The organism is Mesorhizobium sp. WSM4823 (genome assembly GCF_055811195.1).
Genome location: NZ_JBVVQL010000010.1, coordinates 100,994 through 123,854, shown reverse-complemented (window position 1 = coordinate 123,854; position 22,861 = coordinate 100,994). Strand labels below are relative to the sequence as shown.

Here is a 22,861-nt window from a genome sequence, read left to right as displayed (position 1 = left end):
TGGCCTTCCGCCGCCATACAGTGCCCATTCGAAAAGCCCGAGGAGAAGACATGCCGGAAACCTTCAAAGCCATCCTCGTTTCGCGCGACGCCGAGAAGAAACAGTCGGTCGCAGTGACCGACCTCACCGAAGCCGACCTGATGGAAGGCGATGTCACCGTCGCCGTCGAGGCAACGACGGTGAACTACAAGGACGGCCTCGCCATATCAGGCAAGGCCCCGGTGATCCGCCGCTGGCCGCTGGTGCCGGGCATCGATTTCGCCGGCACCGTCATCTCGTCTTCCCATGTCGACTGGCGCAAGGGGGACAAGGTCATATTGAACGGCTGGGGCGTCGGCGAGACGCATTTTGGCGCCTATGCCGAGCGCGCCCGTATCAAGGGCGACTGGCTGGTGCCGCTGCCTCAGGGCATCAGCCCCCATGATGCCATGGCGATCGGCACCGCCGGCTACACCGCCATGCTTTGCGTCATCGCGCTGGAACGGCACGGCATCGTGCCCGATCGCGGCCCGGTGGTGGTGACGGGCGCGGCCGGCGGCGTCGGCTCGGTCGCGGTCTCGATCCTGTCCAGCCTCGGCTATCACGTCATCGCCTCGACCGGCCGCAGCTCTGAAAGCCCCTATCTAATCGACCTCGGTGCGGCGGAAGTGATTTCGCGCGACGAGCTTGCCCGGCCGGCAAAGCCGCTTGCCAAGGAACGCTGGGCCGGCGGCGTCGACGCGGTCGGCAGTCACACGCTGGCCAACGTCCTTTCGATGACCTCCTATGGCGGCGCCGTCGCCGCCTGCGGCCTGGCCGGCGGCATGGATCTGCCGGCGAGCGTCGCCCCGTTCATCCTGCGCGGCGTTTGTCTGCTCGGCATCGATTCGGTGACGGCGCCAAAAGCGGTCCGCATGGAGGCGTGGCGCCGCATCGGCACGGACCTCGACCTCCAGAAGCTCGCCAGCCTGTCCACGACCATTGGCTTCGACGGCATCATCGACGCCGCGCACGACATCGTCGACGGCAAGATCCGTGGCCGCGTGGTGGTGGACATGTGAGTTCTGTTGTCTGCAGTTTTTGCACGAAAGGACGTCAAAACCGCGCGACTGCTAAAATTCGAACGAACTGCCGCAATTTTCCATAATCTCTGTCTGCCAAGGAATCCGCATGGTCACGGAACCCGGCATCAGGCAAACGGAGAGCGCTGAAAACGTTGACGGGATTCGCCCCGAGGCGCCAAGGCGCCAGCATATCGCAGCGCCGCCACTGGCGCCCGAACTGCCCGCCGCCAATCGTGATGGCCTGCCGTTCCTGACGCTCGTCGCCATCGTCGTGCTGGCAGGCCTGTCGCATCTGACCGGAGCGCCGATCTTCATCACCGTCGGCCTTTTGGCGACTGGCATGGCCGGCCTTGTCGTGCATTTGAATGCCAGGCGCACGGAGCGCCGCGCGGTTGCCCTCCTTGGCGAGACCACCGCTCGCAGCCACGCCGAGGTCGAGACCCTGGCCGACCGCATGTGGGAGATGCAGGAGAGCGAGGAGCGCTTTCGCGGGCTGATCGACGCCCTTGGCGATCTCATCGTCCACCGCGATCGTGACGGCCACATCGTCTATGCCAACAAGGTTTTTGCCGATCTTGTCGGCAGCGACCAGCGCGATCTTGCCGGCAGGACCCTGGCCGAACTCGGCATCGACGTTGGCATCGTTCCGGACGCCGCTTTCTCCGACCATGAATGCCTGAGCTCAACCGATGTCGCCATTAGCACGCCGAACGGGCCGCGCTGGTTCTCATGGATCGAACTGTCCGTGCGTGACAAGGAGAGCGGCGCCGCCTCGCATCGCGCCATCGCCCGCGACATCACCGCCCGCAAGCACGCCGAATCGTCGCTGATCACCGCCCGTGAGCGAGCCGAATACGCAAGCCAAGCCAAATCGCGCTTCCTCGCCACCGTCAGTCACGAGATCCGCACGCCGATGAACGGCATCATGGGCATGGCCAGACTGCTGGCGGACACCAACCTCTCGCCTGAACAACGGACCTATGTCGGCGCCGTGTCGACATCGGCCAGCGCGCTGCTGGCGCTGATCGAGGATCTGCTCGACTATTCCAAGATCGAGGCCGGCCGCTTCGATCCCGAACCGCAGCCAATGTCGGTGCGCGAGATCGCCGACAACATCATCGAGCTCTTGGCGGCGCGCGCCTTCGCCAAAAACATCGGCATTGGCTGCCATGTCGAGCCCGACGTGCCGCAGATGATATCAGCCGATCCGGGAAGGGTCCGGCAGGTTCTGCTCAACCTGATCGGCAACGCCATCAAGTTCACCGACAGCGGCGGCGTTTTGCTGAACGTCGCTCGCGCCCGCACCGAAACCACTGACCGCATATGCTTCAGCGTCACCGATACGGGTCCCGGCCTGAGCGAGGACGACCTGGAACGCATTTTCGAGGAATTCGAACAGGTCGATGGCTCGTCGACCCGCGCGCATGGCGGCGCTGGTCTTGGTCTTGCCATCTCCAAACGTCTGGTGATCGCCATGGGCGGCACGATTTCGGTATCGAGCCGGCTCGGTCACGGTTCCGAATTCGTCTTCGAAATCCCTGCAACATCGGCCACCGAAGCATCGCAGAACCGCCGGAATGCCCTGTCGAGCCGGCGCGCCGTGATCCTGTCGAAAAACGCCATCGAGGCCGACGCCATCGCCCGCACCATCCGCGCCAATGGCGGCATGGTCGATCTGGCCGCGACCGCCGCCCAGGCAGAACCCTTCGCCCAAGGCTGTGACGTGCTTCTGGTCGACGCGGCCATGGAAGAGAGCGACGGCAGGCTGCTCAAGCGCCTTCGCCAGAGCGGCTTTGCCGACTGCGAAGCGATCACGCTGATCGCACCGACCGACCGCGGTATGCTGGGCGAATTCCGCGCCAGCGGCTATACCACCTTCCTGGCAAGGCCGGTGCGTGGCGAGACGTTGCTGCGCGTGCTTTTGAGCAGTAGCGTACCCACCCTCGCCCAGCCACAGCCGGAAAAGCGCGACGCGCCATCCGTCCGTGCCATTGGCAGCCGCCAGCAGGGCCTGTCCGTGCTGATCGCCGAGGACAACGACATCAACGCCATGCTGGCCCGTGCCACGCTGCTGAAGGCCGGGCATCGCGTGAAGGTGGTCGCCAACGGCAAGGCCGCCGTCGAGGCCGTCACCGGCAGCGGCCACAAGCACCGCTTCGACGTGGTGCTGATGGACCTGCACATGCCTGTGATGGACGGGCTGGACGCTATCGCCGCCATCCGCCGGCACGAGGAGGAAACCGCCGTGCCGCCGGTTCCCATCATGGTGCTGTCGGCGGACAGTCAGGAAAAGACCCGCCATGCCGTGCTTGCCCATGGCGCCAGCGGCTTCGTCACCAAGCCGCTCGATCCCGACGCGCTTGTCCATGCGGTCGAAGGCCAGGTTGCTGCGTGATCCGCCGGGCTGCCCTTCTAAGCTTTCCCGGCGTAACATAGCCGGTTGAGGGATTACCCAGCCGACGAAGTATTGCCGGCAACGCCGTATCACGGTACTGTCACAATCCTGTTGCACCTACACCGTATCCCCGTGCCAAGAGGGATGGCTCGAAGGAGAATCACTCGTGCATACAGTTATGCCGGAATGTGACACTCGGCCGAACGCCAGCAGCGCATTGCTCGTTGGGCGGAACGTCGATGCCGTCATAAAAGGCGAAGCGCTCGGCCGCATCGGCAACCTTGAAGTGCGGCTCGCCCGCAACGAGGCCGAGGTCGCCGCCGCGCAGGAAGTGCGCTACCGGGTTTTCTATGACGAGCTTGGCGCCAGGAAGAACCTGTTCCAGGTGCAGGACCGCCGCGACGCCGACCATTTTGATCCGCTTTGTGATCATTTGCTGGTCTTCGACACCTCTCTGTCCGGTCCCGAGCACCGCCGCATTGTCGGCACTTACCGCCTGCTCCGGCAGGAAATCGCAACCGCCGCCGGTGGCTTCTATTCCGAGGGCGAATTCGAGTTGACCAAGCTCATCGCCCGCCATCCCGGCCAGCGTTTCCTCGAGCTCGGCCGCTCCTGCGTCTTGCCGGAATACCGCTCGAAGCGCACCATCGAGGCGCTCTGGCAAGGCATTTGGGCCTATATCAACCATTACGGCATCGGCGTGATGACCGGCTGCGCCTCGTTCCCGGGCACCGTGCCGGCGGCGCACGCCGAGGCGCTGACCTATCTCGCCCATCACTGCCGGACGAACTCGGCCTGGGATGTGCGCGCAGTCGCCGGGCGCTACTGTTCCATGGATTTGATGCCGATCGAGGCGGTCAATCCCAAGGCCGCGATCGCGGCGATGCCGCCGCTGGTCAAAGGCTATCTGCGCGTCGGAGCGCGCATCGGCGACGGCTGCGTCATCGACCGCGAATTCTCCACCGTCGATGTGTTCGTCGTGATGCCGGTCAAGGAGATCGGTGCCCGCTACGTCAACTACTATGGCGGGGAAGCCCAGCGTTTCGCCGCGTGAATGGTGAATGGTGAATAGTGAATGGCCGGTAGCACGAAGCCGTTTGGCTGCTGGACACTACTTTTGCCAACTACTCACTACTAACCATTCACCAATTTACGCATCCTTCTCAGCTTGCTCATTCACCGGCCCTGGCTCGACCGGAGCTTCGCTCGCCGCATGTTTGGGGCCGCCTTTGGCAACGCCGACCATAGCCGGCCGTAGCACCCGCTCGCCGATCGAATAGCCCGGCTGCACGACCTGGACCACCGTGTTGGCCGGTACTTCCGGATTGGGCACCTCGAACATCGCCTGGTGGAAATTCGGGTCGAATTTCTCGCCTTCCGGTTCGAGCTTCTTCACTCCGTGCCGCTCCAGCGCCGATAGCATGGCGCGCTCGGTGAGTTCGACGCCCTCGATCAGCGCCTTGAAACCGGCATCGCCCGACGCCTTGGCTTCGGCCGGGATCGCATCCAGCGCGCGGCGCAGATTGTCCGATACCGACAGCATGTCACGGGCGAAATTGGCAACCGCATAGGCACGCGCATCGTGCACGTCGCGGGCGGTACGACGGCGCAGATTCTCCATTTCGGCTGCGACGCGGAGCGCGCGGTCCTTCAACTCGTCGTTTTCCTTCAGCAGCCGCACAAGCGCCTCATAGTCGCCGTCGACGCTGCCTTGCGTGTGTTCGGTGGCAGCTTCGGTCGTTTCGGCTTCATCGGGCGCGCGTTCGTCTTTTGCCTGGTCGCTCATCGCCATTTCCCGTCATTTCGAATGGTGTGGATTTTGTGCCCGATATCGAGGTTTGGCGGCCAAAAATCAAGGGGCAAGCGATACTGAGGAGGAGGACTCGCGCTTCGACGGCGCATCATGAAGACCTTTCGATATTAATTCAAATTTTACTTTAATCGCCGGCTTTGCTTGCCAAGATGCTGCGATGGGGGAACCATTCGTCTGCCGGAAGAGTTTCGAAGCCGACACAGGATTTTGAAATGACAACCCGCAACAACGGCGACCGTAACAAAAATGGCGCCCGCAACAATGACGAAAGACGTGAAAGGCTCGCGGCCGGCATCAGGCGCCAGTTCGGCGCCGAGGCAACGAAGCGCTTTCTGCGCGCGCTGCCGGCGTTCCGGACGCAGAACGACATTCCCGATCGTTTCAAGGAATTGCTCGATCGCCTCGAAGGCATCGAAAGCAGCATAGCCGCCCGTGGCCGCAGGCGGTAGGCCAACACACTCGCCTGTCGTTGCGTGCCACCGGAACCCAAGCATGACTTTCCACTTTGCGGCTAGCGCGTCGCGCGACAATTACGCGCAGTAACTTGGCGTGATCGTTGCCTTGCGGCGACGGAATGGTCCGTCTATGCTTCCTGATGAACATGATTTCCCCCGAAGCTGTGGCGAACAGCAAACGTGCCTGGTTGAAGATCCTGGCGCGCTACAAAACACCCGACAGGCGGCGCAGCGCCGTCGAACTTGCCATCACCCTCATCCCCTTTGCCACGCTGTGGGCGCTGTCCTCGGCTGCCTATGCCCATGGCCATTGGTGGGGGCTGATCCTCATCCTTCCAACCGCCGGCTTTCTGGTGCGGATCTTCATGATCCAGCATGATTGCGGCCACGGCTCATTCTTCGCCAACCGCACGGCCGACGACTGGATAGGCCGCGGGCTGGGCATCCTGACCTTGACCCCCTACGATTGCTGGCGGCGTGCCCACGCAACCCATCACGCCAGCGCCGGCAATCTCGATGAGCGCGGCACGGGCGACATCAGGACGTTGACTGTTGCCGAATATCGGCAAATGTCCTGGCGTGGCCGCCTTGCCTATCGTCTCTACCGTCATCCGCTCGTCATGTTCGGCCTCGGCCCCATTTGGCTTTTCATCTTTGAGCAGAGACTGCCGGTCGGCATGATGCGAGGTGGACTCACGCCCTGGGTGTCGTCGATGGCCACCAACGTGGCCATCGCGGTCGCCGCCGCCGGCCTTATCTGGTCCGTCGGCCTCGAAGCGTTCCTGGTTGTCCATTTGCCCATCGTCATCCTCGCCGGTTCCGCCGGCATCTGGCTGTTCTACGTCCAGCACCAGTTCGAAGAGACCGAGTGGGCAAAGGACTCCGAGTGGGAATTCCAGCACGCGGCCCTGCACGGCTCGTCCTATTATGACCTGCCGCCGGTGCTGAACTGGTTCACCGGCAATATCGGCGTCCATCACGTGCATCACCTCTCCGCCAAGGTGCCATGCTACCGGCTGCAGGAGGTCCTGAGGGACTATCCGGAACTGCGCGAAATCGGTCGCGTCACGCTTCTCGACAGCCTGCGCTGCGTCAAGCTGGCGCTGTGGGATGAGAGCCGCAGCAAGCTGGTTTCGTTTCGCGAAGCGCGGATGACTGCCTAAACGCACCGCCGCACCACAGGTGCGGCGGCTCCCAAGCCTTGCTTAAGCCGCCTTGCGTTCGTCGCGCATCAGGATCTCGCCGTGGCGGATTTCGGTGCCGAGCACTTTCAGGCATTCGCGCATGAACGCGGCGAGGCCTGGCCAGCCCTTGGCCGACACCAGATTGCCGTCGACGTGGGCGCCGGTCGGCGCGACATCGATGTAGGTGCCGCCGGCGAGCGTGACTTCCGGCTCGCAATACTGCAGCGCCGCGACTTCCCTGCCACGTAGCACGCCATCAACCGCCATCAGGATCTGTGCGCCATGGCAGATGGTGAAGATCGGCTTGCCGGTTTCATGGAAATGCCGCACCAACGCCTGCACGCGCTTGTCGATGCGGATATATTCCGGTCCGCGCCCACCCGCCGCATAGACGGCGTCGTATTCAGCCGGGTTCACCTCGGCAAAGGTCTTGTTGAGAATGTAATCGTGGCCAAGCTTTTCCGTATAGGTCTGATGACCTTCGAAATCGTGCAGCGACGTCTTCAGTATATCGCCCGCCTTCTTGTCGGGACACACGACATGGACCGTGTGGCCGACCGCATGCATGGCCTGTTCAAAGACGAAAATCTCGTATTCCTCGCTGAACTCGCCAACGAGCATCAATATCTTCTTACCAGCCATTCCCGATTCCTCCCTTGGTGCTATATTTATTTCGGAGCACGAAATAATGAGCCTATCCTAAGAGCAGGACACCGAAAATAAAAGACTGAACTTGCAAGGTGGTCCGACCAGGTCCCGCGATCTGCTCGGCGATCGCGATCAGTCGGCGCGCACGCGCCGCCAGGAATATTTGGGACCTTTGGCCTCCGGCTTCTCGGTCGGCTGATAGTACAGCGGCAGACCGCCGGTACGGCCTGCCTCGAGCCGCTTCAAAAGCACCGGATGCGACACTTCGAACTCATCGAAGCCGAGGCGCAGCATATGCGGTAGCTGGTCGACGAGAACCTGCCCGGTGGCGCGGACCGCGCCTTCGAAATGGTAGCGGCTGCGCAGCAATTCTCCCTTGGAGAAGGAACGGCCGTCACTGAAAGCCGGGAAAGCCAACGCCACCAGCGATGTCTGGTCGAGCAGGTCCGCGATCTTTTCGAGCTGGTCGCCGGGCTGCAGCAGCACGCCGAGGCGTTCCTTAGCCGACCGGCGCACCGCCGGGTCGAGGTCGAGAAACGGCTGCAGCGGCAGGATGAAACGGCCGTTGCCGGACAGTGCATCGGCACTCTCAGCATGGGTCCACTCGTCTTCGCGGAAGCCTTGCGGGGTCCAGAGGCGGGTCTCCGGTGTCTGTGCGGTCATCAAAAAAATCCTAAAACTCAGAGAACCGGAGGGTGTGTTGAGATTCAGGTCAGGCCGAGCCGAAAATGGTGGCTTCCGAGAACCGGAGCGGAGCGTACTTTCTGTACGTGAGCACCGGAAGCGCGGGAAGCCGCCATTTGAAGGCCGGCCTCACCTGAATATCAACATACCCTACAGTGATGCGTCGGTCAGCGACTTTTCCAGCCCCGACAGATGGATGCCGCACTCGGTCTTGGCGTGCCCCGCCCAGCGGCCGCTGCGCGCGTCCTCGCCCGGCTGCACCGGCTGCGTGCACGGGAAGCAGCCTATCGACAGATAGCCATAAGCGACCAGCGGATTTTCGCGCAGCGCATGCGCGCGCATATAGTTGGCCTGGTCGGCGGTCGTCCAATGCGCCAGCGGATTGATGCGGATGCGCGAACCGACCGCCTCGAACACCGGAAGCGCTGCCCGCGTCGTCGCCTGAAAACGCTTGCGGCCGGTGAACCAGGCGCGGAACGGCTCGACGCCGCGCGCCAGCGGCTCGACCTTGCGGACATCGCAGCAGGCGTCGGTATCGGTCTCGTTCAGGTTGCCGGTCGGATCGATCCGTTCGAGCGCCGCTTCTTCGGGCGTGATCACCCTTATATCGGTCAGCCCGAAGTCGGCAACGAGCGCATCGCGATAGCCGAGCGTCTCCTCGAAGTGCTTGCCGGTGTCGAGGAAGATGACCGGCAGCGTCCGGTCGATCTTGGCGATCATGTGCAGCAGCACGGCAGAATCCGCGCCAAAGGACGAAACCGCGGCGATTTCACCGTGAAAGAATTCCCGGGCCGACCGCTCGATGATCTCCAGCGGCTTCAGATGACCATAGAGCGCATCGAGCCCCGCCGCTTCGGCGGCGATGCCGGCCTCGACGTCGACGATACGATCAAGCGGCCTTGGCTTCGCCAGCATAGAGCGCCTCCTTGAACGGCGCGGGACCGACTCGGCGGTAGGCGTCGATGAATTTTTCGTTTCTGTCGAGCCGGAGGCCGAGATAGGTCTCGACGATCTGCTCGATGGCGTCGGTGATCTCTGCCGACGAGAAGCCGCGGCCGATGATCTCGCCGACCGAGGTGTTCTCGTCGGCCGAGCCGCCGAGCGTGACCTGATACAGTTCGGCGCCCTTCTTCTCGACCCCGAGAATGCCGATATGGCCGACATGGTGATGGCCGCAGGCGTTGATGCAGCCGGAAATCTTCAGCTTCAACTCGCCGATCTCGCGCTGCCGCTCAAGCGAAGCGAAACGAAGCGAGATTTCCTGTGCCACCGGAATCGAGCGCGCCGTGGCCAGCGCGCAATAATCAAGGCCTGGGCAGGAGATGATGTCTGATATCAGGTTGGAATTGGCCGTCGCCAGCCCGATGCCGACCAGAGCGTCATAGACCGCCTTGAGGTCGGCGCGCGCGACATGCGGCAGGATCAGGTTCTGCTCGTGGCTGACACGCAGCTCGTCGAAGGCATATTTTTCGGCAAGGTCGGCGACCGCTTCCATCTGGCTGTCGGAGGCATCGCCCGGTGCTTCGCCGATGCCCTTGAGCGAAATCGTCACGGCGGCATAATCGGGATGGCGGTGGGTGACCACGTTCTGGTCGAGCCATTCCGAGAAGCTCTTGGAATCGAGCCGGGCGAGCTTGACCGCCTCGTCGCCTTCCGGCCGGTCGGCCAGCGCCGGCGGCGCGAAATAGGCATCGATGGCGCGGATGTCGGCTTCCGGCAGCTTCAGATCCGCATCCTTCAGCTCCTGCCATTCGGCCTCGACCTGGCGGGTGATCTCCTCGACACCGGTCTCGTGGACGAGGATCTTGATGCGCGCCTTATATTTGTTGTCGCGGCGGCCGTAGAGGTTGTAAACGCGCAGGATCGCCGTGCAGTAGGACAGAAGGTCCGCCTCGGGCAGGAAGTCGCGGATCTTCTTGGCGATCATCGGCGTACGGCCCTGACCGCCGCCGACATAGACGGCGAAACCGAGTTCGCCGGCAGCGTTCTTCTTCAAATGCAGGCCGATGTCATGCGTCTGGATGGCAGCACGGTCGCGCTCGGCGCCGGTCACCGCGATCTTGAATTTCCTCGGCAGGAACGAAAATTCCGGATGAACCGACGACCACTGGCGCAGGATTTCCGCATAGGGGCGCGGATCGGCGACTTCATCGGCGGCGGCACCGGCGAAATGGTCGGCGGTGACGTTGCGGATGCAGTTGCCGCTGGTCTGGATTGCGTGCATCTCGACGCTCGCCAAATCGGCCAGGATCGCCGGAATGTCCGACAGCGCCGGCCAGTTGAACTGGATGTTCTGGCGCGTCGTGAAGTGGCCATAGCCCTTGTCGTATTTGCGGGCGATATGGCCGAGCATGCGCAGCTGCTTGCTGTTCAGCGTACCGTAGGGCACCGCGATGCGCAGCATATAGGCGTGCAATTGCAGGTAGACGCCGTTCATCAGCCTCAGCGGCCGGAACTGATCCTCGGTGATCTCGCCGGCAAGCCGCCGCGCGACCTGGTCGCTGAACTCGGCGACGCGGGCCTGGACGAAATCGTGATCGAACTCATCGTAACGGTACATGTCTGGTCTTTCCGGGCGCGTCCGCCCGTTCATCAATGTGGTCGTTTACGCCGCGCGGGCGGCTTCCGGGCGGGCCTGCTTGCCCAGATCGTTGCGGTTGGTGGGCCCGGCGGCGCGGATCTTTTCGCGCAGCCGGACGGGCTCGACCACTCCGCTGACGACGGTCACGTCGATCAGATTGACGTCGACCACTTCATTGTTGGCATAGGCCGTGGCGCCGATCGCCTCCAGCCGGTCTTCAGCCGCCTTGTCGTCGGCGACGTCGGCATTGTCGATGGTCTCAGCCCAGCCGCCATTGGCGTACCAGACGGCTTCGCCATCGGCGAGGCGGTTTGCGGTCAGAACTTTCATCGTCCAGCTCCTTCGGCTGCTGTTTGGGCCGCGCCTTCATGCCTGTGTGCCGCGAGCGGCTCGGAACGTTCAAAATTGGCGCCGGCGACTGCATCGCCGATGATCGTCATGACCGGCCCGGCAAGGTCGGCGCGAACCTCCAGCGACGGCAGGTCGGCGAGCGTGCCGTGGAAACGGCGGCGGTTGGCAAGGCTGGCATTCTCGACCACGGCGACCGCCGTATCCGGCGACAAGCCCGCTTCGATCAGCCGGCCGGCAACCTCGGCCGCAACCGAGCGGCCCATATAGACGGCGACCGTGGCACCGGAAATGGCGAGCTTTGCCCAGTCGGGCAGCGAATTTCCCTTGAGATCGTGGCCGGTGGTGAACACCATCGATGACGACACGCCGCGCAGCGTCAGCGGCAACTCGAAATCGGCGGCGGCGGCGAAGGCCGCGGTGACGCCCGGAACCACCTCATAGGCAATGCCGGCATCGCGCAGCGCTGCCATTTCCTCGCCCGCCCGGCCGAACACCAGCGGATCGCCGGACTTCAGCCGCACGACGCGCTTGCCGTCGCGGCCGAGTTCGATCAGCAGCGCGTTGATATCGGCCTGGCTCTTGGTGTGGCAGCCCTTGCGCTTGCCCACCGGCAGGCGCTCGGCGTCGCGGCGACCCATGGCGACGATCGCCTCCGGCACCAGCGCGTCATGGACGATGGCATCGGCTTCCATCAGCAGGCGGTGGGCGCGCAGGGTCAGCAGGTCCTCGGCGCCCGGACCGGCGCCCACCAGGGCGATGTGGCCCGACGACGGCGCATTCGAAAGCAACAGGTCGACGGCGGCATCATGCGCCTGCGACAGCTGTCCGGCCGCCATGGCGCGGGCCGGTGCGCCGCCGAAAAAGTCGCTCCAGAAGCGCCGACGAGCATTGCCTTTCGGCAGCAATCTCTCGGCGGTGCCGCGCAACGAGGCGGCAAGCGAAGCAAGCGGCCCGAACGACGGCGACAGCATGCGGTCGATACGGCTGCGCAGCATCTGGGCAAGCACTGGGCCGGCCCCTTCCGTGCCGATGGCAATGGCGACCGGCGCGCGGTTGACCAGCGCCGGGGTGAAGAAATCGCACAGCTCCGGCCGGTCGACGGCATTGACCGGAATGCCCAGCCGGCGCGCATCCTCGGCAACGCGGCGGTCGAGCGCCTCGTTGCCGCTGGCGGCAAACACCATCACCGCGCCTTCGAGATGCGCGGCATCGTAGGCAGCAGCGATATGGATGGCGCCGGTCGAGGCGATGAAGGCCAGCAACTCGGCCTCGGCGGCATCCGTAATGACGCGCAGCACCGCGCTCGACTGGCCGATCAGCCGCGCCTTGGCCAGCGCCTCCTCGCCGCCGCCGACGATGGCCACGGCTTCGCCCTCGACCCGCATGAAAACAGGGAAGGCGTTGAGCTTGGGGGTGGCTTGCGGCATAGCGAGCGGAATCCTGAATACGCTGTCAGTTCTACGCGCAGGCGCGAAAAAGCAGAAGGAACGCACTCGCGCATCGCTTCGTGCGAAGCAATCGCTTTTCCCCAAGCACCAGAGGCAGGAGAAAAAAATTCCACACCTACGAATGGAGGAGATCCAAGCCGCTGCTGAGAGCCCCGATCTGCGGCTGTTCTAGCCGCAAGTGAAGTATATCACAAAACACTTTTTTCTAAATTCTACTAATCTAGTAGATTAAAGCCGCGATGCGCTGACCACCGGAACATTCCTGGCTCGGCGCGCGTTTGCCTTGGGAATCCGAGCGTGGCTGTTCAGCTGCGGCGACGGCTCCAGAGATGGGCCCGGAAGATCATGAAAATCAAAAAAGGAGCGCTCCGTGAACAATCTCAAGCTGAAACGCGGACTGTGGGTTTTGGTGGCCGACGGCGAGAAGGCGCTGTTCCTCGAGAACCGTGGCGACACGCAATATCCCGATCTTCAGGTCGTGCAGGAGATGGAACAGACAAATCCGGCAACGCGAGAGCAAGGCTCGGACCGCCCCGGCCGCTACAGCGACGGTCCTTCCGTCCACCGCAGCGCCGTCGAGGATACTGACTGGCACCGCCTCGGCAAGGAGCGTTTTGCCGATGAAATTGCCGAGCAGTTGTATAAGCTCGCGCATCGCGGCGCCTTCAAGGAGCTCGTGCTGATCGCACCGCCGCCGGTGCTGGGCGAGATGCGCCGGAAACTTCACAAGGAAGTTGCCGAGAAAATATCAGTGGAAATTCCAAAGACGCTGACCAACCACACCATTGTCGACATCGAGAACCTGCTGCAGGCGGCCTGATCGCGGGCGCCAGACGCGCGGCCCGTTTCTTTTTCCCGGCAAATCATTGCCACCCCCGCGGCGGTTCGCCTTCTGCCATCTTTGTCTCGATTTCATCGCATTGCGGGTTGCCTCGCGGCCGCCCGAACCCCCATATTGCCAAAGCGGCGGCTTTTTGGCGGCGCATGTCCGACATCGTGATTTTTGAAAGGCGCTCCATAGACCATGCCGCATGACACGCCCCTTATCGCCACTATCGTTGCAGGTCTGGGGCTGGCTTTCGTCTTCGGCGCAATTGCCAACCGCTTCCGTATCCCGCCGCTGGTTGGCTACCTCATTGCCGGCGTTCTGGTCGGGCCGAACACGCCGGGCTTCGTCGCCGATGCCGGCCTCGCCAACGAACTCGCCGAAATCGGCGTGATCCTGCTGATGTTCGGCGTCGGCCTGCATTTCTCGCTGAAGGATCTGTTGTCGGTCCGCGCAATCGCCGTGCCCGGCGCGATCGTGCAGATCGGCTTCGCGACTGCGCTCGGCGTCGCGCTTGCCTGGGTGCTCGGCTGGTCGATAGGCGCGGGGCTGGTCTTCGGGCTGGCGCTTTCCGTCGCCTCGACCGTGGTGCTGCTGCGCGCGCTGCAGGAGCGGCGGCTGATCGAGACCGAGCGCGGCCGCATCGCCGTCGGGTGGCTGATCGTCGAGGATCTGGCCATGGTGCTGGCGCTGGTATTGCTGCCGGCGCTGGCCGGTGTGCTAGGCGGCCAGGAGCAGGTGGATGTCCACAGCAGCGGCCTGCTGTCGCTGCCGCCGAGCTACGGCGTTTGGGGCGTCGTCGGCATCACACTGGCCAAGGTCGCTGCCTTTGTCGTCGTCATGCTGGTAGTTGGCCGCCGGGTCATCCCCTGGGTCCTGCACTACGTCGCCCATACCGGGTCGCGTGAATTGTTCCGGCTGGCGGTGCTTGCCATCGCGCTCGGCGTCGCCTTCGGCGCGGCCAAGCTGTTCGGCGTGTCGCTGGCGCTGGGTGCATTCTTCGCCGGCATGATCATGAGCGAATCCGAGCTTAGCCACCGGGCGGCCGAGGAATCGCTGCCGCTGCGCGATGCCTTTTCCGTGCTGTTCTTCGTTTCGGTCGGCATGCTGTTCGACCCGTTCAGCGTGATCAGCAATGGCTGGCCGGTACTGGCGACGCTGGCCATCATCGTCATCGGCAAATCGCTGGCGGCCTTCGTCATCGTCGTCGCCTTCGGCTATCCGATCGCGACCGCGTTGATGATTTCGGCAAGCCTTGCCCAGATCGGCGAATTCTCGTTCATCCTGGCCGAGCTCGGCGTTGGGCTGAAGCTTCTGCCCGAACAGGGGCGCGACCTCATCCTCGCCGGTGCTATCCTGTCGATCGTCCTCAACCCACTGATGTTCCTCGCCATCGACTGGATGAAACCGTGGCTGGAAAGGCGCGCCGGCAAGACCGCGTCGCTCGACGAGGCAAAGCCGATCGGCCCCGCGACGGAGCCGGGCCAGCTGGCTTCGGTTGCGGCACCGGTGAAGGAGGACGGCCCGCCGCCGAAGACAGCGCTTACCGGCCATTCCATCCTGGTCGGCTATGGCCGTGTTGGCAGCCTCGTCGGCGCGTCATTGAAGGAGGCCGCCCTGCCCTTTCTCGTCATCGAGGATGCCGACAAGACGCTGGCGAAGCTCAGAGACGACGGCATCGAAACCGTGTCCGGCAACGCCGCGAATAGCGAGGTGTTCGCGGCTGCCAATCCCGAGGGCGCGAGCCGCCTGATTCTCGCCGTCCCCAACGCCTTCGAGGCGGGACAGATCGTGCTGCGCGCCCGCGCCGCCAACCCAAAGATCAACGTCGTCGCCCGCGCCCATTCCGATGCCGAAGTCGAGCATCTCAAAGGGCTTGGAGCCGACACCGTGATCATGGGTGAGCGCGAGATCGCGCGTGGCATCGTGGAAGAGGTGCTTGGTCACAAGCCGGACGCGGCTGAACCATCCACTGCCTGAGCCGATCCTGCACGTGCTGGTCTGACTGCTAGCGAAAGATGCACAGTCGATCTGAACCGTCCGCCCGCGGGCGAGTTGATCACGCCACGAATGCAGAGCCACCGTTTTGAGTGATACTGTCGAGGTATTTTGCCGGCGGTTTCCCAAGCGCCTTCTTGAACATGGTGATGAAGGCAGTGACGGAACCATAGCCGAGGTCACCCGAGACCTGCTGCACGCTCGCACCGGAGGCCAGTTCTCGAATTGCCACGATCAAGTGCAATTGCTGGCGCCAGCGCCCGAAGCTCAGCCCAGTCTCCTTCACGACGAGGCGGGCGAGACTGCTCTCGCTGAGCGCAACGCGGTTGGCCCATTGTGCCAATGTGCTGCGGTCGGCAGGGTCTTGCGCCAGCGCTTCGGCGATCCGCCTCAAGCGTGGCTCGGATGAAATCGGCAGGTATAGCCGCTGGACAGGCATGCGCGGCAGTTCGGTGAGCAGCGTCCTGAGCAAAAGTCCGTCCCTGGCCTCGTCATCCCCCACGCCATCGGACAGCTCGATGATCAGTTCGCGTAGCAACGGCGAGATCGAAAGGGTGCAGCACCGGTGCGGCAGATCGGCGGCTCCCGGCTCGACATATACGAAGAAAATCCGGGCACTGGCCGTAGCAACATTGCTGTGCTCCATGTCGCCGGGAATCCAGACCCCGCAATGAGGCGGTACCATCCATAAGCCGCTTGGGACGTGGCATGTGACGCCGCCTCCGAGCGCGAATACGAGTTGGCCTTTGCGATGCCGGTGGGCGGGCACCTCCGCTCTGGTTTCGGTGACGTCGACGCGCACCGCAATCGCCGGCGCGAGCACATCATCCACATCGAAATCCGGCCAGGGCCAGCGAAGAGGCTGTCTCATGATTGACGGCTTTTAGCGATTAAATGCTATGATAGCTAAATTCTTTAAACGCGAAAGTCGATAAGTTCCTGTTTGCGCCCCCGGGTGAGCCCGGCACGCGGTGCTGTCCGGGGAAAACCGCCGTCCACGGACCAGTAAGAAGGTACGACCCCATGCTCGCCCTGGTCACGTCTCCCGACAGCGCCACCGGACTGAAGCTCGCCGAGTTCGAGGAACCTCAGCCTTTCGCAAACGAGGCGCTCATCTCGGTCCATGCAACCTCGTTGAACCGCGGCGAACTGCGCTTGCTCAGCATACGCCCGAACGGCTGGATACCGGGGCAGGACGTCGTTGGGGTTGTCGAACGAACGGCAGCCGATGGCTCCGGGCCAGCCATGGGCGCCCGGGTTGCGGCTTTGGTCGATCAGGCCGGCTGGGCCGAACGTGTCGCCATTCCAACCGACCGTCTCGCCGTCCTGCCGGATAACGTCAGCCTCGTTTCGGCGGCCACGCTTCCGGTGGCGGCCACGACGGCGCTAAGGACTTTGCGCCATGGCGGCGACCTGGCCGGCCAGCAGGTCCTGATCACCGGCGCAAGCGGCGCGGTCGGCCGCTTCCAGATCCAGATCGCCCGCCAGCAGGGCGGGCGCGTGACCGCAGTCGCCGCCTCCCGGCACGGCGAGGATCTGCGCCACCTAGGTGCCGAGCAAGTCGTCGAGTCGATCGAGCTGGCTGAGGGGCCTTTCTCGCTGATCACCGAGTCAGTCGGCGGTGAAAGCCTCGCACACGCGATCGAACGCGTCGCACCTGGCGGGACCATTGTCATGTTCGGCTCGAGCAGCGGTGAACTCACGCCAGTTGGATTCCGCCAGTTCGTTCCGGGTCACGAAGGGGCGAGGCTTCAGACTTTCGCGTACTACACGTCTGGTCCGAGCATTGGCGCGGACATCGCCTCGCTGCTCGCTCTGATCTCGGCTGGGCTGCTGGAAACCCGCGTGGCCTTGACCGTCCAGTGGACAGACATCGCCCAAGCCCTGGAGGCGTTGCGACGGCGCAGCATCAGCGGCAAGGCTGTTCTCACCATGACCGGATGAGCCTGAAATCTCACACGTGCTGGCCGCCATTGATGTGGATTTCCGAGCCCGTCACATAGGAGGCCTGCTGCGAGCACAGGAAGAAGATGATGTCGGCGACTTCGGCCGTGGTGCCCAGCCGCCGCAGCGGGATCGTCTCGACGATCTTTTCGGTGCCCGGCGACAAGATCGCCGTGTCGATCTCGCCGGGTGCGATCGCATTGACGCGGATGCCGTGCGGGCCGAAGTCATGCGCCATTTCGCGCGTCAGCGAGCCGAGTGCTGCCTTCGACGTGGCATAGGCGGTGCCGGCGAAGGGATGCACGCGCGTGCCGGCGATCGAGGTGACGTTGACGATCGAGCCCTTGGCCGACGCCAACTCCCTAAACAACCCTCGCGCCAGCATGATCGGCGCGAAGAAATTGACCTGGAACACGTCGCGCCAGACATGCATCGGCGTGTCGATCGAATTCATGCGGCTGTTGCCGTCCTTGAGCTTCGGCGAGATGCCGGCATTGTTGACCAGCGCATGAAGCTGGCCGCCATGAGCCTCCAGCCGATGGCGGATTTCCGAGATCGCGATGCCGACATCCTCCTGGTCGGCAAGATCGACCTTGATATGATCTTCCGGACCGGCCGGCCACGGACAGTCCTCGGCAAACGCCTGGCGCGAGCAGGTGATGACGCGCCAGCCTTCGCGCGAAAACCGCTTGACCGTAGCATGGCCGATGCCGCGGCTGGCGCCGGTCAGCACGATCGTTTTTCTGGTGTCGGCTTCTGCCATTCGCGATCTCCAAAGGGGAGATGTAGCGGAACGCGGCAGCGATGACGAGGGGCGGAATGTCAGCATATGTCGCCACGAAGCGGAACCCGACAGGTGGCTCATCGTTGGTTGGGCGGCTGCGGATGCAAGTGAGAAGTTTCGTATCGGTCAGGGAAAAGATCATGACACAGCAAGCCCCACTCGACATCGCCATCGCTTTCACCAAAGCTTGGACCAGCCATGACCTCGAAAAAGCCGCGACGTATGTTGCCGATGATGTTGTGTTCGATGGCCCAATGCAGCAATCGACCGGCAAGGACCCCTATTTGAAGGGTCTCACCAAGCTTTCGCAGGATGTGAGCGGCGTTCGCCTGATTGCCGCATTCGGTGACGACAGCCAGGCGCTGCTAATGTACGATCTGCTCACCGATTCCTCTGGCGCCTTGTCCTGCGCCAAACATCTCAGCATCAGCGACGGCAAGATCCGTCGCGACAAGCTGACCTTTGACACCAAGCAGTTGGGCAGCGCCAAGCCGCGGCCAAAATAGGGGGCATCAGCCGCCGGTAAGGATGTCGAGGATCGAGGTCTGCCGCTTCTTGACCGGGCCGCCGACATCGCCGGGCGGCACCGGGCGCTTGATCGATGCGGTGGCGCTGTCACCGCCCGGCATGCCGAAGCCGCCGCTATCGACCGTTTCGGCCGGATGCACAGCGCGAGGCGATGAGGCTTTTTTGGCGGACGGCGCGGATTGGCCAACCGAAGCGGACGGTACTGGTTGCGCCGTGTTGGACGGTATTTCATCCTGCACGATCGTATCGGCAGGCGTCGACCTCCATGTTCCAGGCAGTGGCCGCACCGGTACGCCTTCATGCGCGGCGACCATGAACTCATGCCAGGCCTGCGCCGGCAGCGCGCCGCCGGTGACCTTCTTCATCGGGCTGCCATCGTCATTGCCGAACCAGACGCCGGTGGTGAGATTGGCTGTATAGCCGATGAACCAGGCGTCGCGCGAATTCTGGCTGGTGCCGGTCTTGCCGGCGGCCGGCCAGGCAAAGGCAGCCTTCCTGGCGGTGCCGATTTCGACCGTGCCGGTCATCATCGAGTTCATCATACCGACGATCTCAGGCTTGACGACGCGCGGCGCGCCGCCACCATTGTTGTCGTAGAGCACCTTGCCGCCGGCTGTCGTCACGCGGCGAATAAAGTGGACTTCCGGCCGGTAGCCGCCATTGGCGAAAGGGACGTAGGCCGACGTCAATTCCAACGGCGTCACTTCAGAGGTGCCAAGCGCGATCGAGGTGTTGGCCGTGAGGTCGGACCCGATGCCCATCCGATGCGCCGCCTCGACGACCGCATCAGGTCCGACTTCCATGGTCAGCTGGGCGGCCACCGAGTTCAGCGACTTCGCCAGCGCCGTCGCCAGCGTCACCTTGCCGAAATACTTGCCGCCGTAATTGGTTGGCGTCCACTTGCCTATTTTGATTGGCGCGTCGTTGCGCACGCTGTCGGGCGTGCGGCCGGCCTCCAGCGCCGCCATGTAAACAAAGGGCTTGAACGCCGAGCCCGGCTGGCGGCGCGCTTCCGAGGCACGGTCGAACTGGCTGGTCGAATAATCATAGCCGCCGACCATGGCACGTACCGCGCCTGAATTGTCGATCGACACCAACACACCCTGGCTGGCATTGAGCTTCTTGCCGCTGCCGTCGATCAGTCGGCGGATCGATTGTTCAGCGAGCTTCTGCAGCGTGAGATCGACAGTGGTGTCGACGATGATGTCGCCGCGCACGTCGCCGATCAGTTCGGGCAGTTCTTCCATGATTGTATCGGCGACATAGTTTTCCGAGCCCGTCCAATAGGACGCCACCCGCGCCGCCGGCGCGCTCATCGCCGTGGTCAGCTCCTTGGCGCTGATCTTGCCTTCATCGCGCATGGCGGCCAGAACGAGTTGCGAGCGCTGCTCGGCTGCCTTCGGGTCACGCGCCGGAGACAGTCGCGAGGGCGCCTTCAACAGGCCGGCGAGGAGTGCGGCCTCAGGCAGTGTGACATCACGCGCGCTCTTGCCGAAATAGCGGCGCGAGGCCGCTTCGACACCATAGGCTCCGGAGCCGAAATAGACCCGGTTGAGGTACATTTCGAGGATCTGATCCTTGGTGTGCTTGTGCTCGAGCCACAGCGCCAAAAGCACTTCCTGCACCTTGCGTTCCAGCGTGCGATCGGGTGTCAGGAACAGGTTTTTCGCCAGTTGCTGGGTCAACGTCGAGCCGCCTTGCGAAAAACGCCCGCCGAGGATATTGGCCACCATGGCCCTGGTCAGACCGATCGGGTCGATGCCCAAATGCGAATAGAAGCGGCGATCTTCGATGGCGATAACGGCCTCGGGAATATAGGTCGACATTTCATGCAGGCCGACGGCCTCGCCGCCGCTCATGCCGCGATTGGCGAGCAGGTTTCCGTCGACGGAGACGATTCTGATATTTGGCGCGCGGTCGGGAATCGCCCAAGTGGTGGCCGCCGGCATTTTCGCGCCGTAATAGACGACGATGCCGGCAGTCGCGATCCCGCCCCAGATGGCCAGCACGAAGCACCAGTAGAACAATCGGCCGAGCACGCCGAACACACCGCGCCGGCTTTTTCCGCGCCCGCGGCGCGACGATTTCGTCTTGGCCGATTGGCGCTTTGCAGAGGTCTTGCGGTTGCTCGGCACGACGCGATCCTCCTCGCTCACCGAAAAACCGGCCGAGGATGTCGCCCGTGGCGGTCCCTCGAAACTGGGTTCGATGCGGCTGTCTCTGCGGTTCGCCATGCGCTGTGCTGTTTGTCCCGATGCCTATGGCGTTCGGGGTGAAGAGTAGATGCGGCGGTTTAAAGGCGGGTTAAGTCGGGAAAAATCGAGGCTAAGTGTATTCAGTCGCTTCCGAGACGGCTGCGACCGGCAACCTGAGAAAGCTGGCGCACAAACAAAAAGCCCGCCTCGGCGGGCGGGGACGGATCATTGGCGCAAATCAGCACCATGCTGGAATTACTAGCACAACTGACGGCACAAAGCAAGAACAAATATGCTGTGTCGAGGCAAATCGCTTCAGGGTTGCGCTGGCGGCCTGCGGGTCACCTGGCGCCGCACCGACATCGACCCACAGGGTCAGACGGCGCTCTCGCATCTGCCGCCCAAACCCCGCACTCAGTTCTCCTGGATCGAAATACCGTTATCGTCGATCTTGAGTTCCACGCCCTTCGGTCTGGTTTGCTCACGATAGACATAGATGCCGAGCGCGATGACCACGACAACGAGCGCGCCGATGACGAGATAGAGGGTGTTCTGTTTCATGGCGCGCCCTTGATGTGCTTGGAAGGATTAGGCCTGCTTCACCAGCTTGATCAGCACGAGCAGGATGACCGCGCCGATCGTAGCGTGGATGATGGAGGCAAATATACCGCCGCCTATGGCGAACCCCAGCCGTGGAAAGAGCCAGCCGGCAATCAAGGCACCGACGATGCCGACGACGATATTGCCCACCAGGCCGAGGCCGAAACCCTTGACGATCAGGCCGGCGAGCCAGCCGGCGATGGCGCCGATGATGATGAAGACGAGCAGGCTCTCAACACCCATTGCAGTTCCCTCCTGAGCGAACGGTCGCGGAGTGGAAAACTCCGAATCGACCTCCGATTGCAACGGGTCCAAGCTATTGGAAAGCAGCCGCTCCCGCCAGCGGCGTCATTCGTCGTCGTCATCCCCCGATGCAGGCCGCCAGCTGATCGGCTCGATCTTCCTTTGCGTATGACCGTCCGTATAGGCCCACCAGCCGGTGTCGTTCTCGTCCCAGTCGCCGCCGGCCGCTTTCAGCCGGTCGAGCGACCGGTACTGGGCGATGGATTCGTTCATCACGCCGTCGCTGTCCTTCCAGTAGACGGTGACCTTGGAGCCATCCTTAGGCGCCGTTTCGATTGGTTCCCGGGCAGCCATTTCATCCCCCTCCATGGACCGACAGAACGTCGCGGCGAACATCTGGTTCCACCTTAGCTGTGGGCGAAGATGTCCGTCTCATCCCAACCCATCAGGTCGAGCTTCGCACGCGTCGGCAGGAAGCGAAAGCAGGCCTCGGCCTCCTTGGTCCGGTTGTCGCGCGTCAGCCGCGCCGTCAGCACATCGCGCAGCTGGTGCAGATAAAGCACGTCCGAAGCGGCGTATTCTAGCTGTTCGGGCGACAGCGTCTCCGCCGCCCAGTCCGACGATTGCTGCGCCTTCGACAGGCTGACGCCGAGAAGCTCAAAACAGATGTCCTTCAGCCCGTGCCGGTCGGTGTAGGTTCGGGTAAGCCGCGAGGCGATCTTGGTGCAGAACACCGGCTCCGGCATGACGCCGAAGGTATTGTAGAGCACGGCGAGATCGAAACGGCCGAAATGGAAGAGCTTGGTTATGCTGCGGTTCCTGAGCAGGCTGACAAGGTTTGGCGCCTTCTTCTGGCCGGGCGCGATCTGGATGACGTCGGCGGAACCGTCGCCCGGCGAGATCTGCACCACGCAAAGCCGGTCGCGATGCGGATTGAGCCCCAGCGTCTCCGTGTCGATGGCGACCGCCCCGACGTCGTAGTGCAAGAGCCCCGGCAGGTCGTTCTTATGGAAGCGGATTTCGCTCATCGTCTTCTCCGGTCGCGGCCCATACGTACTTTGTGCGTCCAGCTGAACGCACAATGCGATAGCCCGTCCTCGCCGCGATCCGATGAAAAATCAACAGAAAGTTGAATTCTTGG

Annotated in this window: 23 protein-coding genes; 9 read left to right on the top strand and 14 right to left on the bottom strand. The window is 63.2% G+C overall.

The features are described 5' to 3' along the window. The first annotated feature begins 50 nt into the window (after positions 1–50). The 3 genes from acuI (at position 51) to olsB (ending at position 4,492) form a co-directional block, all read left to right on the top strand. Positions 51–1,040, top strand: coding sequence for an acrylyl-CoA reductase (NADPH) (acuI, locus tag AC0L26_RS22900; protein WP_473634630.1), 990 nt, complete (start codon positions 51–53; stop codon positions 1,038–1,040). 109 nt (positions 1,041–1,149) lie between these two features. Next, positions 1,150–3,438 (top strand): hybrid sensor histidine kinase/response regulator, encoded by a 2,289-nt coding sequence (locus AC0L26_RS22895; RefSeq protein ID WP_473634629.1) that lies wholly within the window; start codon positions 1,150–1,152, stop codon positions 3,436–3,438. Between the two features lie 178 nt (positions 3,439–3,616). Further along, positions 3,617–4,492, top strand: coding sequence for a l-ornithine N(alpha)-acyltransferase (gene olsB / locus AC0L26_RS22890; protein WP_473634696.1), 876 nt, complete (start codon positions 3,617–3,619; stop codon positions 4,490–4,492). A gap of 96 nt (positions 4,493–4,588) precedes the next feature. Here olsB and grpE read toward each other — a convergent pair whose 3' ends face one another. After that, positions 4,589–5,224 (bottom strand): nucleotide exchange factor GrpE, encoded by a 636-nt coding sequence (grpE, locus tag AC0L26_RS22885; protein ID WP_473634628.1) that lies wholly within the window; start codon positions 5,222–5,224, stop codon positions 4,589–4,591. A gap of 239 nt (positions 5,225–5,463) precedes the next feature. On the opposite strand from grpE, the gene AC0L26_RS22880 reads away from it, so the two are divergent. Together AC0L26_RS22880 and AC0L26_RS22875 are read left to right on the top strand one after the other, a co-directional pair. Further along, positions 5,464–5,700 (top strand): hypothetical protein, encoded by a 237-nt coding sequence (locus tag AC0L26_RS22880; RefSeq protein ID WP_473634627.1) that lies wholly within the window; start codon positions 5,464–5,466, stop codon positions 5,698–5,700. 146 nt (positions 5,701–5,846) lie between these two features. After that, positions 5,847–6,869: a fatty acid desaturase gene (locus tag AC0L26_RS22875; protein WP_473634626.1), complete on the top strand. Its 1,023-nt coding sequence runs from the start codon at positions 5,847–5,849 to the stop codon at positions 6,867–6,869. A gap of 42 nt (positions 6,870–6,911) precedes the next feature. Here the strand turns inward: AC0L26_RS22875 and AC0L26_RS22870 are convergent, their stop codons facing one another. The 6 genes from AC0L26_RS22870 to cysG all read right to left on the bottom strand — a co-directional run bounded on the left by AC0L26_RS22870 (position 6,912) and on the right by cysG (position 12,581). Continuing rightward, complete coding sequence (locus AC0L26_RS22870; protein ID WP_473634625.1) at positions 6,912–7,532, bottom strand: DJ-1/PfpI family protein; 621 nt, start codon at positions 7,530–7,532, stop codon at positions 6,912–6,914. 138 nt (positions 7,533–7,670) lie between these two features. Continuing rightward, entirely contained in the window at positions 7,671–8,201 is a 531-nt protein-coding gene (locus AC0L26_RS22865; RefSeq protein ID WP_473634624.1) for a DUF934 domain-containing protein, read from the bottom strand. A gap of 171 nt (positions 8,202–8,372) precedes the next feature. Beyond that, positions 8,373–9,137, bottom strand: a complete 765-nt coding sequence (locus tag AC0L26_RS22860) for a phosphoadenylyl-sulfate reductase (protein WP_473634623.1) — start codon at positions 9,135–9,137, stop codon at positions 8,373–8,375. Continuing rightward, entirely contained in the window at positions 9,112–10,782 is a 1,671-nt protein-coding gene (locus AC0L26_RS22855; RefSeq protein WP_473634622.1) for a nitrite/sulfite reductase, read from the bottom strand. The genes AC0L26_RS22860 and AC0L26_RS22855 overlap by 26 nt, the downstream gene beginning before the upstream one ends. A 45-nt stretch (positions 10,783–10,827) precedes the next feature. Continuing rightward, entirely contained in the window at positions 10,828–11,133 is a 306-nt protein-coding gene (locus tag AC0L26_RS22850) for a DUF2849 domain-containing protein (protein WP_473634621.1), read from the bottom strand. Then, positions 11,130–12,581: a siroheme synthase CysG gene (gene cysG / locus AC0L26_RS22845; RefSeq protein WP_473634620.1), complete on the bottom strand. Its 1,452-nt coding sequence runs from the start codon at positions 12,579–12,581 to the stop codon at positions 11,130–11,132. Before cysG ends, AC0L26_RS22850 begins: the two co-directional genes overlap by 4 nt. Positions 12,582–12,972: 391 nt before the next feature. Here cysG and AC0L26_RS22840 point away from each other — a divergent pair, with 391 nt between their 5' ends. Continuing rightward, a complete protein-coding gene (locus AC0L26_RS22840) occupies positions 12,973–13,422 on the top strand; it encodes a baeRF12 domain-containing protein (protein ID WP_473634619.1) in 450 nt (149 codons plus the stop codon). A gap of 204 nt (positions 13,423–13,626) precedes the next feature. Continuing rightward, positions 13,627–15,408 carry a YbaL family putative K(+) efflux transporter gene (gene ybaL / locus AC0L26_RS22835; protein ID WP_473634618.1) on the top strand — a complete coding sequence of 594 codons (1,782 nt, stop codon included), beginning with the start codon at positions 13,627–13,629 and terminating at the stop codon, positions 15,406–15,408. 79 nt (positions 15,409–15,487) lie between these two features. Here ybaL and AC0L26_RS22830 read toward each other — a convergent pair whose 3' ends face one another. Continuing rightward, positions 15,488–16,297 carry an AraC family transcriptional regulator gene (locus AC0L26_RS22830; RefSeq protein WP_473634617.1) on the bottom strand — a complete coding sequence of 270 codons (810 nt, stop codon included), beginning with the start codon at positions 16,295–16,297 and terminating at the stop codon, positions 15,488–15,490. A gap of 152 nt (positions 16,298–16,449) precedes the next feature. On the opposite strand from AC0L26_RS22830, the gene AC0L26_RS22825 reads away from it, so the two are divergent. Further along, complete coding sequence (locus AC0L26_RS22825) at positions 16,450–17,370, top strand: zinc-binding dehydrogenase (protein ID WP_473634616.1); 921 nt, start codon at positions 16,450–16,452, stop codon at positions 17,368–17,370. Positions 17,371–17,380: 10 nt separating this feature from the next. Here the strand turns inward: AC0L26_RS22825 and AC0L26_RS22820 are convergent, their stop codons facing one another. After that, positions 17,381–18,133 (bottom strand): SDR family NAD(P)-dependent oxidoreductase, encoded by a 753-nt coding sequence (locus AC0L26_RS22820; RefSeq protein WP_352935475.1) that lies wholly within the window; start codon positions 18,131–18,133, stop codon positions 17,381–17,383. Positions 18,134–18,294: 161 nt separating this feature from the next. Between AC0L26_RS22820 and AC0L26_RS22815 the strand changes: the two genes are divergently transcribed. Continuing rightward, positions 18,295–18,660 carry a nuclear transport factor 2 family protein gene (locus AC0L26_RS22815; RefSeq protein ID WP_473634615.1) on the top strand — a complete coding sequence of 122 codons (366 nt, stop codon included), beginning with the start codon at positions 18,295–18,297 and terminating at the stop codon, positions 18,658–18,660. A gap of 6 nt (positions 18,661–18,666) precedes the next feature. Here the strand turns inward: AC0L26_RS22815 and AC0L26_RS22810 are convergent, their stop codons facing one another. From AC0L26_RS22810 to AC0L26_RS22790, 5 genes are all read right to left on the bottom strand, one after another. After that, the gene (locus AC0L26_RS22810; protein ID WP_473634614.1) at positions 18,667–20,916 is read right to left on the bottom strand and encodes a transglycosylase domain-containing protein; all 2,250 of its coding nucleotides are present in this window, start codon (positions 20,914–20,916) and stop codon (positions 18,667–18,669) included. A 375-nt stretch (positions 20,917–21,291) separates the two neighbouring features. Next, positions 21,292–21,438, bottom strand: a complete 147-nt coding sequence (locus AC0L26_RS22805) for a hypothetical protein (protein WP_354494061.1) — start codon at positions 21,436–21,438, stop codon at positions 21,292–21,294. Between the two features lie 27 nt (positions 21,439–21,465). Then, complete coding sequence (locus AC0L26_RS22800; protein ID WP_126034717.1) at positions 21,466–21,720, bottom strand: GlsB/YeaQ/YmgE family stress response membrane protein; 255 nt, start codon at positions 21,718–21,720, stop codon at positions 21,466–21,468. A 105-nt stretch (positions 21,721–21,825) separates the two neighbouring features. Then, positions 21,826–22,074 (bottom strand): hypothetical protein, encoded by a 249-nt coding sequence (locus AC0L26_RS22795; RefSeq protein ID WP_352935497.1) that lies wholly within the window; start codon positions 22,072–22,074, stop codon positions 21,826–21,828. 53 nt (positions 22,075–22,127) lie between these two features. Continuing rightward, entirely contained in the window at positions 22,128–22,748 is a 621-nt protein-coding gene (locus tag AC0L26_RS22790) for a ribonuclease D (RefSeq protein WP_473634613.1), read from the bottom strand. Between the last annotated feature and the right edge of the window lie 113 nt (positions 22,749–22,861).

Coding starts and splice junctions, on each gene's coding strand:
- AC0L26_RS22800 (WP_126034717.1), bottom strand. CDS start 21,720: ATGGGTGTTGAGAGCCTGCTCGTCTTCATCATCATCGGCGCCATCGCC.
- grpE (WP_473634628.1), bottom strand. CDS start 5,224: ATGAGCGACCAGGCAAAAGACGAACGCGCGCCCGATGAAGCCGAAACG.
- AC0L26_RS22865 (WP_473634624.1), bottom strand. CDS start 8,201: ATGACCGCACAGACACCGGAGACCCGCCTCTGGACCCCGCAAGGCTTC.
- AC0L26_RS22830 (WP_473634617.1), bottom strand. CDS start 16,297: ATGAGACAGCCTCTTCGCTGGCCCTGGCCGGATTTCGATGTGGATGAT.
- AC0L26_RS22860 (WP_473634623.1), bottom strand. CDS start 9,137: ATGCTGGCGAAGCCAAGGCCGCTTGATCGTATCGTCGACGTCGAGGCC.
- AC0L26_RS22790 (WP_473634613.1), bottom strand. CDS start 22,748: ATGAGCGAAATCCGCTTCCATAAGAACGACCTGCCGGGGCTCTTGCAC.
- AC0L26_RS22855 (WP_473634622.1), bottom strand. CDS start 10,782: ATGTACCGTTACGATGAGTTCGATCACGATTTCGTCCAGGCCCGCGTC.
- AC0L26_RS22875 (WP_473634626.1), top strand. CDS start 5,847: ATGAACATGATTTCCCCCGAAGCTGTGGCGAACAGCAAACGTGCCTGG.
- cysG (WP_473634620.1), bottom strand. CDS start 12,581: ATGCCGCAAGCCACCCCCAAGCTCAACGCCTTCCCTGTTTTCATGCGG.
- AC0L26_RS22805 (WP_354494061.1), bottom strand. CDS start 21,438: ATGAAACAGAACACCCTCTATCTCGTCATCGGCGCGCTCGTTGTCGTG.
- acuI (WP_473634630.1), top strand. CDS start 51: ATGCCGGAAACCTTCAAAGCCATCCTCGTTTCGCGCGACGCCGAGAAG.
- AC0L26_RS22850 (WP_473634621.1), bottom strand. CDS start 11,133: ATGAAAGTTCTGACCGCAAACCGCCTCGCCGATGGCGAAGCCGTCTGG.
- AC0L26_RS22895 (WP_473634629.1), top strand. CDS start 1,150: ATGGTCACGGAACCCGGCATCAGGCAAACGGAGAGCGCTGAAAACGTT.
- AC0L26_RS22795 (WP_352935497.1), bottom strand. CDS start 22,074: ATGGCTGCCCGGGAACCAATCGAAACGGCGCCTAAGGATGGCTCCAAG.
- AC0L26_RS22815 (WP_473634615.1), top strand. CDS start 18,295: ATGACACAGCAAGCCCCACTCGACATCGCCATCGCTTTCACCAAAGCT.
- olsB (WP_473634696.1), top strand. CDS start 3,617: ATGCCGGAATGTGACACTCGGCCGAACGCCAGCAGCGCATTGCTCGTT.
- AC0L26_RS22820 (WP_352935475.1), bottom strand. CDS start 18,133: ATGGCAGAAGCCGACACCAGAAAAACGATCGTGCTGACCGGCGCCAGC.
- AC0L26_RS22870 (WP_473634625.1), bottom strand. CDS start 7,532: ATGGCTGGTAAGAAGATATTGATGCTCGTTGGCGAGTTCAGCGAGGAA.
- AC0L26_RS22880 (WP_473634627.1), top strand. CDS start 5,464: ATGACAACCCGCAACAACGGCGACCGTAACAAAAATGGCGCCCGCAAC.
- ybaL (WP_473634618.1), top strand. CDS start 13,627: ATGCCGCATGACACGCCCCTTATCGCCACTATCGTTGCAGGTCTGGGG.
- AC0L26_RS22810 (WP_473634614.1), bottom strand. CDS start 20,916: ATGGCGAACCGCAGAGACAGCCGCATCGAACCCAGTTTCGAGGGACCG.
- AC0L26_RS22825 (WP_473634616.1), top strand. CDS start 16,450: ATGCTCGCCCTGGTCACGTCTCCCGACAGCGCCACCGGACTGAAGCTC.